We start from the raw sequence: 17,008 nt of genomic DNA on the forward strand, positions 1-17,008 counted from the left end.
AGCCGTTTTATCGGTAGCTCACATGTCGCTGCCCGACCGCGCCCAATCCATATAGAGATCCAGTGCCTTGCGGGTCACGGGGCCTTCCTGATAATTGCTGCCGTCCAGCCTGGAAACCGGGGCAATCTTCGAATAATTGCCGCTGGTGAACACTTCGTCCGCACCGAGGAAATCGGCGACGCTCAGCGTCACCTCCTGCACGTCGAAGCCCGCCTGACGCAGCAGGGTTATGACGCGCGAACGGGTGATGCCCGCCAGAAACGTGCGGTTGGGGATCGGGGTGAACACCACGCCGTCCTTGACCATGAAGATATTGGAGGAGGCGGTTTCCGCCACATTGCCATTCATGTCCAGTGCCAGCGCATTGTCGAAGCCGCGGGCGCGGGCCTCGAGAATCATCCGGCCGGAATTGGGGTAGAGGCTGCCCGCCTTGGCGTCGGTCATCGCACATTCCGGCGAGGGGCGACGGAAGGGAGACACGGTCAGCGTGTGCGGCGTGGCCGTGTGCATCGGCGCTTCGAACAGGCAGAGCGCAAAGCGGGTGGAGGCGGCATCGGGCGCCACGACGGAGCCGGGTGCGCCATGTTCGGCCCAATACATCGGCTTGATATAAATCGCGGTCTTGCCATCGAACTTGGTAACGCCTTCACGCGCCAGTCGCTCGATTTCCTCGGCGCTCATGGTTGGCTGCATATGCATGGCCAGAGCCGAACGGTTGATCCGTTGGCAATGCAGGTCGAGGTCGGGCGCGATTCCGTCAAACCAGCGGGCGCCGTCAAACACCGTCGAGCCCAGCCACATGGCATGGGATGTCGGCCCGATCAGCGGCGGATTGCCGGACAGCCATTCGCCATCGACATAGTTCCAGGTGGGGGTGCGGGGGGTGGTATCGACGGCCATTCTCAGTCTCCAGATCGTATTTGGCGGCAAGAGAACCGCTGCGCTGCGCAACGTCAAGGAGAAAATGCAAAGGGCATGTAGCACTTGCCCCCAAAAATGGCCGATCGGCCATCATGGTCTCGGAAATGCGGGGTGAATTTTGAAATTTCTCTATGAATACAATAGGATGGCGATCAGCGATAGCAGAGTTCATCGATGGTTTTGGCATTTTGTCATGAAAAGTTGTATTTGATTTTTTTGCTACTTAAGGAAAGTGTGGCCTTTTCGCGATTCCCTTGCTTTTCTTAAGGAGATTTTATGCAAAGCGCTCGTTGGCGTTGCCTTTTGGCCGCCGTCTTCATTGGCCCGATAGGCCCAGTCCTGGCGCAGGATGCCGCTCAGGTTGCAAACCCCACGACCGCAGAGGAAGCATTTGGCAATCCGCCGGTTCTGGGGCAATCGCCCGTCGCGCCCAAGGGTACGCTGTACCGGGTGCCGCCATCCGCCACGCCGCAGCCCCATGCCGGGCGCGAACAGGTGCTCGACCTCAAGGTCGTCTATACGGAAGGCAGGATCCGCAAGCCGGGTGGGCCGCCGGATAATCCTTTCGACCGCGTGCGGCTGCGCAGTTACCAAGGCACCAACGTCGATCCCAACCACCCCTTCGTCGCGCCAACCATCGAGGCCATGCCGGGCGATAGCATTCGGGTTCGACTGGACAACCAACTGCCGCCCGATCCGTCCTGCACGGATGCCAATACGTCTGTGGACATGCCCCATTGCTTCAATGGCACCAATCTTCACAGCCACGGCCTGTGGGTCAGCCCGACCGGCAATAGCGACAATGTGCTGCTGTCGATCAATCCGGGCATGAAGTTTGAATATGAATATAATATCCCGGCCGATCATCCGGCGGGCACCTTCTGGTATCATCCGCATCGCCATGGCTCCACCGCCTTGCAGGTCGGCAGCGGCATGGCGGGCGCGCTGATCATTCGCGGCGACCGCCCGCCGACAGACAAGACCAATGGCGACCTCGACACTTTGGTCAAACCATTTCCGGAACGGCTGCTGGTGTTCGAACAGATCCCCTATGCCTGCCTGACGAAGGACGGCAAGCTGAAGCACACCTATGTGCCTGATCCCAAAGATCCGACAAAGGGAAGTTATGCGATCGACTGGACTTGCAACAAGGACGAGGTAGGGGAAGTCATTTCCTACGAGCAGTTCTCGCCATCGAGCTGGGCTGACTCCGGTCGGTTCACGACGGTCAACGGCCGGGTGCGGCCGATTTTCGCCAATGCAGAGGTTGGCAAAACCGAGCGCTGGCGCCTGATCCACGCCGGCGTGCGTGACACGATCCAGGTGCAGTTCCGCAAGATGAATGCCAAGGATTTCTTCCAGCGCGAGCGCAGCACCGCTGCCAAGGATGCCGACCGGTTCGCCAATGACCTCTGCACCGGCCAACCGGTGTCCTATGTCGTGGTGGCTGCCGACGGGCTGACCATGGAGCAGGGGCAGCCGCGAGAAAATGTGACGCTGCAACCCGGCTACCGCAACGACCTGCTGGTCAATTTTCCTGAAGACGGCATCTATTGCATCGTCAGCCCGCCGACTGCCGCTTCCGATTCCGTCACCCGCACGCAGCGGGCACGGTCAGTTCTCGGCTTCGTGCGGGTCAAGGCGGGCAAGGGCGCGCCAGTGGTGGGTGACTCGGTGGGTGAGATCAAGCAGCAGTTGATCGCCAATGCCAATGCCTTCTACCCGCCTGACGTCGCCAATACGGTGGTCGCCGATCTGCAAGACAAGCTGAAGCTGACGAAGTTCATTCCCCACCCAACGGTGACCGATGCGGAAATTGCCGGTCAGCCGAAGCAGGATCTGGTGTTCTTCATCAATCTCGGCCCGGGTGGCAACGGGCCTAACGGCTTTCAGGTTGGTAATAATTTCAATGTCGTGCAAAACGATGTCGGTGTCTATGTCCCGGCAGGCGCTAAGCCTTATGATCCTGATGTGGTCGACCGCAAACTGGTGCTGGGGACGGCGCAGGAATGGGAGTTACGATCCTATTTCGTCAGCCATCCTTTCCACATCCACGTCAATCCGTTCCAGATCGTGAAGATCCTTAACTCTAATGGTGATGACGTCAGCGACTTGGGCGCCAAAGATGGCGATGGGGACTCTCAATATGCCGGGCTGAAGGGCGTGTGGAAGGATACGCTATGGGTCAAGAGCAATATCACCAAGCCGCTGACAGCGAACGATGCGGAGTGGCTGAACGGCGATCTCAGCAAATCGTCGATCCCCCCTTCCAACCCGCCGCAGGCCTCCCAGCCGCCCGCCACCTACCGCATCTTCATCCGCACCCGCTATGAACGCTATATCGGCGAATTCGTCCTGCATTGCCACATCCTCGACCACGAGGACCAGGGCATGATGCAAAATGTCTCCATCGGCTTGCCCGACGGTGCCGGAGGATTGGCAAACGCGCATCATCATGGAGGTTTGCCAGAGACCAAGTAGACCTGCTCTGGTAACCGGAATTGATGCGACACACTGTTTCCGCCGTCCTTCGGGATGGCGGAATTCCTTTGCGGTCAGAGATGATGCTTAGGAGCCATTCACTTTCTTGGTCGCCGGGGATGTATGGTGGCCTTTGGGAAGACTGGCCGCGTGGGGGACGGGCCTGATATCCGAGGCTTTGCTTTGAAGCAGGCCAATCTTCATTTCAAGCCTTCAAGTCTTTTCAACCAAGTAGAGAAATGCGGGCATTTTTGGCGGATGGTGGCGAGGCCGATCCGCTCCGCGATATTGGCACCGTTACGAACCTTGTCGTAAGCGGGCCAACCAGCGAGAATACGCTTGGACGGAGCAGTTTGAGACCCGCCATTTATGTCTTCTGGCGCTGTGTCATGGGGGATCTGCTTCTTTAACCTATCGAAAGTTGACATATCAGCCTCGTCCCGAAAGGCAGAGATGTCGCTAAAAAGCAGTGCCTCGAATTCGTGAACAGTAATATTTGGAATGAAATTCCTGCGCCCGATGTCGGTAGACATCTGCTTCTCAATATAAGTCGCCTTTTCTCTGCCATTGCGAAGAGCTTTGAAGTGGCTATCGGACATACCCGGAAAATCATTCGGCAAGGCATACAGGTCGAACATGGTCGTTACCCATGCGTTCGCGTCTTGTTTGCATAGTATTTCGATCTGCGGCTTCACCTTTGAATATCTAGTCAAGCCGCCTTTCTGGCTGATGCTTGTTCGCACCGGAATGGGTAAGAAATAGACATTTAAATGTGCGTAGTGTGGGGCAAGAATTTTGTCGATAAACGTCGCCTCTGTTTGCCCTTCGACCAGCAGTTTAATGCGCGTCATAGGCCCGGCCTCCCGCCGAGCAGGTTCTTTTTCCAAAGCTCGCCGAGACTGTAATCTTCCAGCCAGTCTTTCAGTTCGTCTGGATCGGGCTGCTTGAAGGTCGAGGCCCCGTCACGCTTATCCACCACAATCAGGTCTTCGGCATCGAAGCAATCGACCAGTTCGACGGATTGGGTTGAGACGATCAGTTGATGGGTCTCGGACACCGATTTCATCAGCCCGGCCAGCACATTGATCGCGTAGGGATGCAGGCCCAGCTCCGGCTCGTCGATCAGAATTGTGGCGGGCATGAATTCATCAGGTTGAAGCAGTAGCGTAGCGAGGCAGATGAACCGTAAGGTGCCATCGGACAAAGCGCTGGCGAAAAACGGTTCGTCCTGACCTGCTTCGGTCCATTCAAGCTGGATCTTGTCCGGATTGTGTACCGTCGGGCGCAGGTGGAAGTCTCCAAAGAATGGCGCGACCAGGCGAATGGTCTTGACGATACGCTGGTAATGCTCTGGGTGGTGGTCGCAGATGCGCAAAAGGAAGGCTGCAAGATTATTGGCGTCTTCGCGCAAGAATACATTGTCGTTAATGCCGTGGACGAGTTTGACTCGGGCGCTAGAGCTGGTGTCATGGAAATGGAAAATTCGCCATTTCCTCAAATTTGGAAACGAAAGCTCGTAATCATTGCCAAGTGCAGATGTTGCGTCAAAAATAGTCTCGAAATGGCCATCGCCAGTTTTAGAATCGCCAAACAAATCGGGAAATATCTGTGTTTCTTCTAAAAATAGAAGCCGGTTGTCGCCAGTGGGTGCTAAAATAAATTTGTAAACTTCATTTCCGGTATATGATTTACAAAAAACGACTGTCGCGGCGAGTTTTTCCGTCGTCTTCCGCCCAAAATGCAAGATCGCATCCGGACCGCCAGCCTGCCCAACGGTCACTTGCAGTTGCCTGTCCAAAATCTTCCGCAGAAAACCAAAAAAACCAATGAAATTGGATTTGCCCGCTCCATTGGCACCGATCAATATATTGATACGCCCAAGCTCAATGTCGCATGTCTCAATGGACTTGTAGCCCTCCAGGGTAAGCCGGGAAATCTGGCCGGGTTGGGTGGCCTGCTTGATCATGAAAGGCGTTTCTCTTGGTTGAGAGGTATCCAGCTTATTGTTTTATCTGAGCTATCGGGCGGATCAAGAGCGGCTTTCGCCGCTCCTGAAGTTCTCTCACATCTTCCCCGCCACCTTCACCGCAAACGCATATTCAAACGCGACCTCTTCCAGCCGCTGGAACCGCCCGGATTTGCCGCCGTGGCCTGCTGACATGTTGGTCTTCAGCAGATACGGCCCGGCATCGGGTGCGTTTTCGCGCAGTTTGGCCACCCATTTGGTTGGTTCCCAATAGGTGACGCGAGGATCGGTCAGGCCGGAGAGGGCCAGAATGGGCGGATAGGATTTTTTACCTACATTGTCATAGGGGCTATAGGCGGCGATCCAGCGGTATTCTTCTTCTGACTCGATCGGGTTGCCCCATTCCGGCCATTCCGGCGGGGTCAGCGGTAGGGTATCATCCAGCATGGTGTTGAGCACGTCCACAAAGGGTACGGCGGCAATGATGCCGGCGAATTTTTCCGGCGCCATATTGGCGACGGCGCCCATCAGCATGCCGCCAGCCGATCCGCCTTCGGCGATGATCTTGTCATAGGCGGTGTAGCCTTCTTTCACCAGATGATCGGCGGCGGAGATGAAGTCCTTGAAGGTATTGACCTTATTCTCCATCTTGCCGTCTTCATACCATTGAAAGCCCTTGTCCTTGCCGCCGCGGATATGGGCGATGGCATAGACGAAGCCCCGGTCGGCCAGCGACAGGCAATTGGTGTTGAAACCAGCCGGAATGGTCACGCCGTAAGCGCCGTAGCCGTAAAGCAGGCAGGGGGCGGAGCCGTCCAGCGCGGTATCCTTGCGATAGAGAAGCGTGACCGGCACATCGACACCATCATGCGCCTTGGCAAACACCCGTCGGGTGACATAATCCTCGGCCTTATGGCCCGAGGGGACTTCCTGGGTTTTCAGCAGTACCCGCTCACGGCTCACCATGTCGTAATCGTAGAGCTGGCTGGGCGTCGTCATCGACGAATAGGAGAAACGGATGACCGTGGCATCATATTCGGCAGCACCCGACAGGCCAAGCGAATAGGCTTCCTCGGCAAAATCGATGGCGTGTTCTTCACCGGTCTTGCGGTCGCGGATCATGATGCGCGGCAGGCCATCGCGGCGTTCCAGCCACAGCAGATGTCCGGCAAAGGCCATATGCGACAGGATAAGACGGCCCGGCACATGGGGAACGAGGTCTTTCCAGTTCTCCTTGCCCGGTGCGCTGACCGGCGCTTGCATGATCTTGAAATCCTTGGCGCCATCGGCATTGGTCAGGATGTAGAACACATCGCCGCCCTCGGTCATCGAATATTCGACGCCTTCCTCGCGCTCGGCCACCAGCATCGGTTCTGCCGTCAGATCCTTGGTGGACAGCAGCCGGTATTCCGAAGTCTCGTGATCGTGGATATCGATATAGATAAAGTCATCCAGCAGCGAGCCGCCGACGCCCATGAAGAAGCCGGGGTCCTTTTCCTCATAAACCAGCCGGTCGGAGGATTGTGGCTCGCCGATAATATGGTGGAAGACTTTGGATGGACGGTGGTTTTCATCCTGAAGCGTATAGAAAAAGCTCTTGCCATCGGGCGCCCAAACGCCGCCACCAGCGGTATTGTCCAGCACATCGGCCAGATCCTCGCCGGTTTTGAGATCGCGGATGCGCAGCGTGTAATATTCCGACCCCTTGTCGTCATAGCCCCAGATGCCACGGGCATGATCATTGCTATGGTCGATGCCGGACAGGCGGAAATAATCCTTGCCCGCCGCTTCCTTGTCGCCATCCAGCAGCAATTCGCGCAGGCTCTCGTCCTTCGGGTCGCCGTCGCGTGGAATGCGGAAATAGCGCGGCTGCTCGCCACCGGTCACGAAAGCCGAACCGTAAGCATAAGGGCCGTCCTTCATCGGGATGGAACTGTCATCCTCCTTGATCCGGCCCTTCATTTCGGCAAACAGCTGCTGTTGCAGCACCTTGGTATCGGCCATGGCCGCGTCCATATAGGTGTTTTCCGCCTCCAGAACCGCGCGGATCTCAGGGTCGAGGATCGAGGTATCCTTGAACATCTGCTGCCAGTTGTCGGCCCTGAGCCATGCATAGTCATCTATGCGGGTGATGCCGTGGCGGGTGTCGCTCAGAGGTTTTTTCTGAACAGTTGGGGCGGTGGGCAGGTTGGCAAACAGGGACTTTGAGGATGAAGACAAGAGCAATCTCGCTTTTTTGGCATAGGCGGGGTTTGGTATAAGGCCGGTGTTACGTAGGATGTGTTGCATGAGAGATAGGCGCCCGCCCACCACCGATCAAGCAGAAATCCGTGGTCCGGGCCATGGCCGGTGCCAGCGACAGAGGAAGCCGATCACAAACGCGGGATGCACGTTCTAAGTGCTGGCCTCCCCAGATCGCAGGCAATATATTCCGCCGAATCGGAATATGTTAGGAAATTACTTATGCGACTGATGATTTTAGTGGGTGGTTTGGCGATGGTTTTTGCGCAATCGGCCTTTGCGCTTGATGCCGCTGCCACCCGCCAGCTCAAGTCGCTGTCGCCGGCCGAGCGGCTGGAACAGCGCTGCGACATGGAGGCGATGAGCCGGATCGGCAAGGATAGCAAGACCTATTCGCCCGACAAGGTGATCGCCTATACATTTGCCCAGACCAAGGCCGACGGCAACCGGCTAAAGGCGCCGGGCGCGGTGTTTCGTAGCAAGGGGCAGTGGTATCGGTTGAAGTACCAATGCGAGACCGGCAACCAGCGTCTGGACGTGAAGAATTTCAGCTATCAGGTCGGCGCCGAGGTGCCTAAGGAAAGCTGGAGCAAATACTACCTGTATAATTGACGAGTGATGAGCCGTGGGGTGACGCCTGTCACCCTTTTCGTCCTGTCACCCTGGCAGTTTCGGCTTCGGTGCCGCATGGGGCGCCAGTTCGGTAAAGATCGCCTTGCCGATTAGGGCAAGTGGCACGGCTAGCATGGCGCCTGCCGCGCCCCAAACCCAGGTCCAGAAGATGATGGCGACAAAAACGCCAAAGGCGTTGATTTCCATGCGGCGCCCCATCACCGCAGGCGTTACCAGATTTTCGACCAGCGCATGGACAGTGAAGAACGCGATGGCGGGAAGCAGGCCGAACAGCAGGCTGCTATGGGTCAGCATTCCGGCAACGGCCAGCGCAAAGGTCATGGCGGTGACGCCAAGAAAAGGCACGAAGCTGGAGAGGAAGGCGAAAAAGCCCCAGAGCACCGGCAGCGTCAGCCCGCCAACCCAGGCGATCAGCAGCGCGCAGCAGCCCACACCCGCATAGATCACCGAAGCGGTGGCAAAGTAGAAGCCCAGCGCCGTTTCGATCGCGTTGATGCTGCGGATTGCCGAGAGCCGCCGGGCGCGGTCGCGGAAAGAGACGATCAGGGTTTTGCGGATCGAAACCCGCCCGGCCAGAAACAACACCAGGCCAGCGAAGAAAATCAGCGTTTGAACGATCGCCGGGGTTACCTGGCTTGCCACGGTTGACAGAATGCCGCCGCCGTTTTCCAGCATCTTGTCGAGGTTGATAGGGCCGTTACCGCTGGCCAGCCGATCCAGATGCAGCCAGTGAAAGCGTTGGAAATAGGGTGTGAACCGGTCCACCATGGTCTGGCCAATGCTGGGGATGTCCTGAGCCAGTTCCATCAGCGGTCCGGCCAGCGTGTTGGCAATGATTGTCACCAGCGCGAAAAGCGCCGTGGTTAGCAATACAGCGCTCAACATCGGTGGAACGCCCAGCGCCTCCAGCCGGTCGGCAGCCAGGCCCAGAATGAGGCCGACCACAACCGCAAGCGTCAGGGGCATCAGGATCGTGCCTGCATAATGCAGCGCCGCAATCGCCACAATCAGGAAGAGCCCGATCACCGCCCAGGCCTGCGCCAGGTCCAGCGCCGTCTTGCGGTGCCGGCCCAGCCGCGTTTCCGCCGGCTGCAAAATCCGCCGCTTCACCGTGTCATCCATCATGTCCGTTTACGCCCCCGTCGGTGCCATCATTGTCTGCGGCCATGCTGGCACCGTCAGGGTGCAAAACCGCAACATGTTATATTTACTACATAATCTTTTCAGATTGCCAGCAGCGCGACCTTCGCATCGCCATGTGGCGCTGTTGCTCGACGCTCTGCCTGAGAGCGCCGCTGAGGGGCAACTTGACAAGCAATCGGTAATTAACGCGCAGAACGGGCAGTGGTTCCGCCCAGATTTTGCCTTACTTGCGCCACTTTGGTGCGAATGGCGGGGTTTAAGGGTTGTGTCAATTTGGGTCAGGTGATCCGGGCGGGTCATGTTTGTGCACGACATGCGCGCTAAATCGAGGGTTGTGGTCGCGAGCGTTAATCTCTCTGCGCAAAATCCACTATCATTACAGGGGTCTACGAAAAATCGGCATTTTGAGCCTGCATCTATGGAGATATGGAGGTTTTTGTAACTATCCGAAACAAAAAACCCCTCACGCTGGCATGTAACTGCTCCAAAAAAATAGATATGCACCCAATAAAAGTGTCTGAAAAGTGTAAAAACCAAGATTTGTATTAGGGTTGGAAAAACAAAATTTGCAACTGAAAATATGTGTTTTTTGGCGCAATTTCCAATACATTGATAGAGTAAATAATATGTACAAGGCGGATGACTATGCGTTTCATTATGGGTCGTCGAGTGTTTGTTGCTGGAGCGGCTAGTCTTTTCGCGTTGAGACCAAGTTTTGCACAGCAAGCGACCTATGATGTTATTGTCTATGGTATGACCAGTGGCGGAATTGCAGCGGCCATACAGGCAAAAGTCATGGGAAGAACCGTGGCAATTGTTGGCGGCTGGCGTGAGCGTCATCCCGGTGGGATGATGGCGGGTGGGCTCGGCGGCACCGATGTTGAAGCCGGCAGCGCCTTTGGCGGTCTGGCGCGCCATGTGATTTCCAGGATCAATCAAGAGGCCCAGGTGGCCGACGACCGGTTCTCCTTCGAGCCCCGCTTTGCCCAGGTGGTGTTTGAAAAACTGCTGCGCGAATATGATATTCCGGTGTTTCAAAGCCGTGGTGTTCTGCGGGTTGCCAAGACCGGTTCCCGCATCGACGCGCTGGAAACGGTCGACCGCCAGGTGTTCAATGGCCGTGTGTTCATCGACGCCAGTTATGAGGGCGACCTGTTGGCCGCCTCCGGCGTGTCCTGGACCGTCGGTCGGGAGCCGCAGGACGGCGACAATGTGCTGAACGGCTTTCGCGGAACCCGGACGGATTCCTGGGGCGACAATCATAATTTCCAGCTGCATCGCCGTTTCGAGCGGGTGATCGGTCAGGTCGGCGTCGATCCTTTCGTTACCGAGGGCGTGCCCGCCAGCGGGCTTTTGCCGGGCATTCGCAATTATCCTTCTCCGGAAGTCGGTGCGGGCGACCGGGCCGTTCAGGCCTATAATTTCCGCATGACCATGACGCGCGATCCGGCCCGCCGGGTGGATCTACCCTCGACACCGCCGCCGGGCTTCGATCCGGCCCGTTACGAATTGCTGTTCCGCTGGATCAAGGCGCTGGGCGAACGCGGCCAGCTCGCGGATGCTGAAAACGCCGTCAAGATGCAGTTCCTTTTGCATAACGATCTTGGCAACGGTATTTTCGACATCAACAATCGCGGTGCGGTCTCCACCGATTATATCGGCGGTTCCTGGGGCTATCCCCAGGCCGATTACGGCATGCGTGAAAAGATCTGGAAGGCCCACGAGCGCTGGACACGAGGCCTGTTCTACGCGCTGCAATACCATAAGGACCCGCGCATGCCGGGTGCTCTGCGCGATGTGTTCCTTGATTATGGACTGGACGGCCAGCATTATCAGGACCCGCACGAAAACGATGAGGCGCACTGGCCCTATCAGCTCTATGTGCGGGAAGCCCGGCGCATGGTGTCCGACCACCAGATGACCGGCCATGACGTCACCGCCGCCGACGACCAGGAATTGCGCGACAACACCACGATTTCCACCGGGTCCTACAAGCGCGACAGCCACCATACCCAGCGGATTGTCCGCACCACGGTCAACATGCTCGGCACGCCGACGCTGAGTGTCTGGAACGAGGGTAATTTCGAGGCTGAGGCTGGCGGTGCTGACCGGATTTTCACCATTCCGCTGTCGGCTATCGTGCCGCGCCGGGCGGAATGCACCAATCTGATGTCGATCTTTGCGCTCAGCGCCACCCATGAGGCTTTCGGCGCAATCCGCATGGAAATGAGCCTGATGCAAACGGGACAGTCGGCGGGTGCCGCTGCGGCGTTGGTCGCCGTCAGCCGGGCCGACATTCAGGACGTGTCCTATGACGAGCTGATTTCCAGCCTCTATGTGCCGCCGGGCGCCAAGCCCTCGGTCCTGCCACGTGACCCCAACAGCCAGGCGCTGGCTTTCAACCTGCAAAGGTCATGAGAGAGGGTCAGCCAGACGCATCTGTCGATAAAATTTCCTTGACGGCGGCCCGATAGAGGCGTTTCTCCCGAAACGCTTTCTTCAAGGCCGGAATAGTGCGTCCCGGACCTTGGTATCACGGCCATCTGGCTGGCAGGCGCGAGAAGAGTGTCATGGTTGTTTTGGATGTCCGCCGGGTTGGTGTTTCCCTGTTATCGCTGTTGTTGGGGTCGATGCTCCTGAATGGGGCCATAGCACCCGCCTTTGCTGCTGCGGATGGTTTGATCGAGCCGAAACTGCATATCCATGCCGCGCCGAAAGGGTCGGTGCAGGTGGCGGTGACGCTGGATGCCTGCATGGGCAAGACCGATATGCGCATTCTCTCCACCCTGTTGGATGACAATATCAAGGCGACGATTTTCGTCACCGGTCGCTGGATACGGTCCAATCCGCAGGCTGTTGCGGTGTTGAAATCCAGGCCGGATTTGTTCGAAGTGGAAAACCACGGCGAAAGCCACATCCCGGCGGTGGATTATCCGACCACCGTCTATGGCATCGCTGCCGCCGGATCGCCGGAAGCCGTTGCCAAGGAAGTCACCGGCGGCGCGGACGCCATGCGGGCCGCAGGGTTTTCTCCGCCACGCTGGTACCGGGATGCCACGGCCAAATATTCCCCCTCCGCCATCGCCGAGATCAAGGCGATGGGCTATCAGATCGGCGGCTTTTCCATCAATGGCGATTCCGGCTCACTGCTGGGTGCCAAACAGACCGAGCAGCAATTTGCCCGCGCCAAAAATGGCGACGTGCTGATCGCCCATATCAACCAGCCCACCCACGCCGCCGGTGAAGGCGTGGTGGCAGGGTTGAAGGCCCTGAAGGCAAGGGGCGTGGTGTTTGTGCATCTGAGCGAGGCGGGGCCGGTTGAGGCGGTCAAAGGCCCGCCGGTCAACTGACATTTATCCGGATATTGATGGCACCGAATTCAAAGTTAGACCAATTCCCCAGGGATCGGTCAGCCTGTGACCTTCAGCCCCCAATGTCACCGGAATTTCCAATCCTTCCAGCGTCGCCAGGGCCTTTTGCAGCGCTTCCCCATCGTTAAACGTCAGGGAGTAGTCGGCAAGCCCGGTCATTGCCGGGAGGCGAGGGCCAGCGCCCCGGCTGTTCCAGATATTGGCGGCGACATGGTGATGGTACTGGCCGGACCCGAAGAAGCTGGCGCCGGGATAGGTGGCCATTTTCTTCAATCCCAGAACGCCCTCATAGAACCGGTCCGCCTCCGGCACATTGCCGACCTGCAAATGCATATGGCCGATGCTGGAGCCTTCCGGCAGTCCGGTCCATGACTCATCACTGGCGCTGTCGTAAAGCTCTTGCAGGCTGAGGGGCAGGGTGGCCATGCCAACTGTTCCATCGGATTGATAGGTCCATTCCAGCGGGCTGCGGTCGCGGTAGACCTCGATACCATTGCCTTCCGGGTCGGATAGGTAGATTGCCTCGCTGACCAGATGGTCCGAGGCGCCGTCCAATTGGACGCCGGAATGGGCGACATGGCGCAGCCATTGCGCCAGGGCCTTGCGGCTCGGCAACAGAAAAGCGGTGTGGAACAGCCCGGCTGCCGTGCGCGGCGCCATGGCTGCATCGCGCCTCGTGGTCAGCGTCAGCAGCGGCGTTGCGCCAACCCCCAGCACCATGCCGCTGGCCGTGCTCTCCAGCACGGCAAGACCAATGATTTTCTGGTAAAAGCTGGAGACCATGGCCAGATCGCCGACCACCAGATGCGCCCGTCCAATATGGATCGGGCGGGTCAGGGCAAAGCTTGGAGAAGGATGGGTATCCATGGCGGCAGATCCGATAGGTTGAAGCGCGAGAGCGCTGGGAACGACTTGGTTTCTAGATAGAGCCTGCCGGTCGTTTCATGTAGGGCGCATATACGCGAAAGATCGTTCGATAATGATGAACAGTGCCCCTGTCATCGTTCAATCCTAACGATTTCCAGGCTTGATCGGGATCAATGCGGGCGGAGCTTGGCGCGCGCAGGTTGTTATCTGCGAAGTCGTTCAGCAGCCGAGAGGAGAGAGGTCATGTACAGAAAGATCATTGTTCCCGTGGACATCGCGCAATGGGAAAAGGGCGACAAGATCCTGACAAAGGCGCAGAGCCTGCTGGATGTTGGCGGCGAGATCGTGCTGCTGACCGTGGTCGAGCATCTGCCGTCCTATCTCGCCATCGATATTCCACATGACATCATCGATGGGGCGGTGGAGGAAGGGCGAACCAAACTCGCCGCGCTGGCCGCTTCGGTTGGCCCTGGTGTGACGACGCAATTGCGGGTCGGTTCGCCCGCCCATGAGATTCTGGCGGTAGCAGCGGAGCAAAAGGCCGACTTGATCATTATCGCTTCGCATATCCCGGATTTTTCCAACTATTTGATCGGGGCGACTGCTGACCGCGTCGTGCGCCACGCCCGATGCGCGGTCCTTGTCGACCGGTAATCGTATCCGGGAGGCGTTTCACATTTTGAGGAGATCGATGATGGACATGGATGGATATAGGCAGACGCTGCTCGGACGGCGGCTGGAGCTCTCCAGCCGGTTAGGAAAAATTTCCGGAGATCTGTCGGAGCAGCGCAGCGCGGAAAGCGCCGAGCGTGCTATCGAATCGGAAAATGACGAAGTGCTGGAAAGCCTGGGGCAAGCGGGCGAAAACGAGTTGCGCGGCATCGAGGCGGCACTGGCCCGCATGGAAGCCGGTTCCTACGGACGCTGCGTGACCTGCGATGCGGCAATTGCACCCGAACGGCTCGCCCTGCTACCGGCCACGCCGTTTTGCCAGGATTGCGCTCCAGCCTGAACAGACGTGCAGACGGACGTGGTCCGGCTATTGCAGCAGTGCCGCCACCGTGCCTCCCATCAGCAGCACAAAGGCAATGACCCAGGAAATCAGCGCGCCGGGGCCGCGTTTTTTTGCATCCGCATAATATTCAGCCGCATAGAGCACCCGTGCGCCTGTCCAGCACAGGCCCAGCAGCCCGGCCAGTTGGTCGGACAGGTAAAAGCCGAAGAGCCAGAGCGACGGCAGAAAGAACACCAATTGCTCGGCGGTGTTTTGTTGAACCCGATAAATCCGCTCGAAATTCTCATCGCCTGTCATCTTCGGTGCCTTGACCCCAAATTGCTGGCGCGCCCGGGCGACCTTGATGAAGAACCAGTTATAGGCGATCAGCGCCATGAACGTGGCAAGGACTGTAAAGCGCATGGATGCTTCCTGTCATGGTGGGAGGACGGCAGTTTCACGGACGGAGCCGGGAACGGTCCTACAGCTTTATCCGCAAACGGTTTAAGCCCGGTTGATGACGGCTCAGGCCTGGGTGTTCGGCGCAGATAGTCCAGGCCTTGACACTGCAATGATCGATCGAAGAGCGGCAATTGGCGGTCTTGCCAACACGATAGAGTTGACGCATCATGGTCACTTAAGGTTGCGAGGTGTGGCCGCCATAGACATAAATTTGACCGGATCGTCAGGCTGAACAGGCTTATATGAAGACGATGAGACGGGCGACATCATCTGGCAATCATTATCGCTTATGATGTCGGAAAGTATTTTAATTTCTTGGGTTGATCAGAATGATGGAAGAATTCCGCTTCGGGCGACACTATGATTTTCACGAATTGCTGGCCGATGGCATTGTGCATGGTGTCGGCGTGGTGTTTGCGCTGGTTGGTGTCACGGCGCTGATTTTCTATGCCACGGTGTTTACCAGCTTTGGCGAGATTGCCGCCAGCTGGATCTACGGCCTTGGCCTGGTATTGGCTCTCGGCTGTTCCTTCACCTACAATATGTGGCCGCGCTCGACATTCAAGACCTATCTTCGGCGGCTGGATCATTCGGCGATTTTCGTGTTGATCGCGGCTACCTATACGCCCTTTTTAGAGCGCGGCGCCGATGAGCCGGTCATCCTCTGTCTGTTGATCGGTATCTGGCTGACGGCAATCACCGGGATCTTCCTGAAATGCCGCTATCCGGGCCGCTACGACCGGTTGGCCATCCTGCTTTATCTGGCCATGGGCTGGAGCGGCGTGCTGGCGCTGGAGCCGATTTCCGAACGTCTGCCATCCGTTACCATGGTGCTGATCTTCATCGGCGGCATTCTTTATTCCGCAGGCGTCATCTTCCACGTCTGGGAGCGGCTGCGGTTTCAAAATGCCATCTGGCACGGTTTCGTGGTGGCGGCGGCCGCCGTGCATTATTCCGCTGTGGTCACCGCCATCGGGTCTTGAAGTGGCGTGGCTGTATAGCCGGGAAAGTCAGAGTTGGCGATATCATGCTGGCCTCCCGGAGATCAGCCCTTTCGTCGCGCTTCGGCAATGCACCAGTCCGTCAGTCGATACCTGAAAAGTCGTTCAATTTCTTCATGCTTATCTCGAGCTTCCTCGGCCCCTTTCGCTGGACGAGGCCGTTTTTTTCAAGCAACGCAAAAGTGCGTGACACTGATTCTACCGACGTCCCAAGATAGTCCGCAATATCGTAGCGCGACATCGGAAGCGATAAGGTCGAGCTTTCACTGTCGAAATAGCGATCATGATCCGAACAATCTACTAGAAACGCAGCTAAGCGTTGTGGCAGTTCCAATTGTCCGATTGTGATGGTGTGTCGTTGCGCGGTCCGAATTTCGTGGACCGCCTTGACGAAGAAACCATGCTGAATCCTCGGATTTTCCAGAAGGAATTTCTCCAGCTTGCGGAACGGAAAGCGATATACGCAGCAGGGTGTTACCGCCTCTGACGAGTTCACGTACAGTCCATTTTCTGCCAGACCAAAGATATCGCCTGGCCAGTAAAACGCCACGATCTGCCGTTGACCATCCTTCAGCGAGTGACAGGCCTGAACGACTCCCTCGACAAGCAAATAGAGGAAATCTGCGGGTTCGCCTTGCGACAATATCTCTGACTTCGCCGTGCTATACTCTATGAGTTCTCCCAGTCGCCCAAGTTCGAACTGTTCATCTGGGCTTAGGACGATATTCTCCGCGTTCTCATCTCGCTGCGGCGACCATACAGGCGTTGCTCTGATTTGGAGTGGCGGTCGGCTAGCGGGCGAAGAAAGGCTCATGGGTTACAGTCTTGCAAGGAGGAAAATTAGAACTGATTTTTATCAATGCTTAGGAACGTCTGAAGAATAATTTTCGCTGGTAAGACGCTGTATGATGGAACGTTTTATTGTGGA

At 57.3% G+C, this 17,008-nt stretch carries 15 protein-coding genes; 7 read left to right on the plus strand and 8 right to left on the minus strand.

Features of this window, described 5'->3' with window-relative positions; genetic code table 11:
- Positions 1-18: 18 nt before the first annotated feature.
- Positions 19-900, minus strand: a complete 882-nt coding sequence (locus ASB66_RS09815; protein WP_060718969.1) for a branched-chain amino acid aminotransferase — start codon at positions 898-900, stop codon at positions 19-21.
- 297 nt (positions 901-1,197) lie between these two features.
- Between ASB66_RS09815 and ASB66_RS09820 the strand changes: the two genes are divergently transcribed.
- Positions 1,198-3,402, plus strand: coding sequence for a multicopper oxidase family protein (locus ASB66_RS09820; protein WP_114386434.1), 2,205 nt, complete (start codon positions 1,198-1,200; stop codon positions 3,400-3,402).
- 200 nt (positions 3,403-3,602) lie between these two features.
- On the opposite strand, the gene ASB66_RS09825 is transcribed toward ASB66_RS09820, so the two are convergent.
- The 3 genes from ASB66_RS09825 to ASB66_RS09835 all read right to left on the minus strand — a co-directional run bounded on the left by ASB66_RS09825 (position 3,603) and on the right by ASB66_RS09835 (position 7,594).
- On the minus strand, positions 3,603-4,253 hold the full coding sequence (locus tag ASB66_RS09825) for a DUF4276 family protein (RefSeq protein ID WP_060718967.1): 651 nt from the start codon (positions 4,251-4,253) through the stop codon (positions 3,603-3,605).
- The gene (locus ASB66_RS09830; RefSeq protein ID WP_060718966.1) at positions 4,250-5,368 is read right to left on the minus strand and encodes an AAA family ATPase; all 1,119 of its coding nucleotides are present in this window, start codon (positions 5,366-5,368) and stop codon (positions 4,250-4,252) included. Before ASB66_RS09830 ends, ASB66_RS09825 begins: the two co-directional genes overlap by 4 nt.
- Positions 5,369-5,464: 96 nt before the next feature.
- Positions 5,465-7,594 carry a S9 family peptidase gene (locus tag ASB66_RS09835; protein ID WP_411910057.1) on the minus strand — a complete coding sequence of 710 codons (2,130 nt, stop codon included), beginning with the start codon at positions 7,592-7,594 and terminating at the stop codon, positions 5,465-5,467.
- 237 nt (positions 7,595-7,831) lie between these two features.
- Between ASB66_RS09835 and ASB66_RS09840 the strand changes: the two genes are divergently transcribed.
- Positions 7,832-8,221, plus strand: a complete 390-nt coding sequence (locus ASB66_RS09840; RefSeq protein ID WP_060718965.1) for a DUF930 domain-containing protein — start codon at positions 7,832-7,834, stop codon at positions 8,219-8,221.
- Between the two features lie 45 nt (positions 8,222-8,266).
- On the opposite strand, the gene ASB66_RS09845 is transcribed toward ASB66_RS09840, so the two are convergent.
- Positions 8,267-9,367 carry an AI-2E family transporter gene (locus ASB66_RS09845; RefSeq protein ID WP_060718964.1) on the minus strand — a complete coding sequence of 367 codons (1,101 nt, stop codon included), beginning with the start codon at positions 9,365-9,367 and terminating at the stop codon, positions 8,267-8,269.
- A 663-nt stretch (positions 9,368-10,030) separates the two neighbouring features.
- On the opposite strand from ASB66_RS09845, the gene ASB66_RS09855 reads away from it, so the two are divergent.
- A complete protein-coding gene (locus ASB66_RS09855; protein WP_158544209.1) occupies positions 10,031-11,803 on the plus strand; it encodes an FAD-dependent oxidoreductase in 1,773 nt (590 codons plus the stop codon).
- Between the two features lie 152 nt (positions 11,804-11,955).
- On the plus strand, positions 11,956-12,735 hold the full coding sequence (locus ASB66_RS09860) for a polysaccharide deacetylase family protein (RefSeq protein ID WP_060718961.1): 780 nt from the start codon (positions 11,956-11,958) through the stop codon (positions 12,733-12,735).
- Between the two features lie 3 nt (positions 12,736-12,738).
- On the opposite strand, the gene ASB66_RS09865 is transcribed toward ASB66_RS09860, so the two are convergent.
- Positions 12,739-13,623, minus strand: coding sequence for a VOC family protein (locus tag ASB66_RS09865; protein ID WP_060718960.1), 885 nt, complete (start codon positions 13,621-13,623; stop codon positions 12,739-12,741).
- A gap of 243 nt (positions 13,624-13,866) precedes the next feature.
- On the opposite strand from ASB66_RS09865, the gene ASB66_RS09870 reads away from it, so the two are divergent.
- A complete protein-coding gene (locus ASB66_RS09870) occupies positions 13,867-14,277 on the plus strand; it encodes a universal stress protein (RefSeq protein WP_060718959.1) in 411 nt (136 codons plus the stop codon).
- A 40-nt stretch (positions 14,278-14,317) separates the two neighbouring features.
- Complete coding sequence (locus tag ASB66_RS09875; RefSeq protein WP_015915327.1) at positions 14,318-14,635, plus strand: TraR/DksA family transcriptional regulator; 318 nt, start codon at positions 14,318-14,320, stop codon at positions 14,633-14,635.
- Between the two features lie 27 nt (positions 14,636-14,662).
- Here the strand turns inward: ASB66_RS09875 and ASB66_RS09880 are convergent, their stop codons facing one another.
- Positions 14,663-15,040, minus strand: coding sequence for an MAPEG family protein (locus ASB66_RS09880; RefSeq protein ID WP_060718957.1), 378 nt, complete (start codon positions 15,038-15,040; stop codon positions 14,663-14,665).
- A 371-nt stretch (positions 15,041-15,411) separates the two neighbouring features.
- On the opposite strand from ASB66_RS09880, the gene trhA reads away from it, so the two are divergent.
- Positions 15,412-16,062, plus strand: coding sequence for a PAQR family membrane homeostasis protein TrhA (trhA, locus tag ASB66_RS09885; protein ID WP_060719232.1), 651 nt, complete (start codon positions 15,412-15,414; stop codon positions 16,060-16,062).
- Between the two features lie 100 nt (positions 16,063-16,162).
- On the opposite strand, the gene ASB66_RS09890 is transcribed toward trhA, so the two are convergent.
- Positions 16,163-16,894: a Crp/Fnr family transcriptional regulator gene (locus ASB66_RS09890; RefSeq protein WP_114386436.1), complete on the minus strand. Its 732-nt coding sequence runs from the start codon at positions 16,892-16,894 to the stop codon at positions 16,163-16,165.
- Positions 16,895-17,008 lie beyond the last annotated feature (114 nt).

Origin of the sequence: Gillisella vitis, assembly GCF_001541345.2 — a bacterium.
Taxonomy (GTDB): domain Bacteria; phylum Pseudomonadota; class Alphaproteobacteria; order Rhizobiales; family Rhizobiaceae; genus Allorhizobium; species Allorhizobium vitis.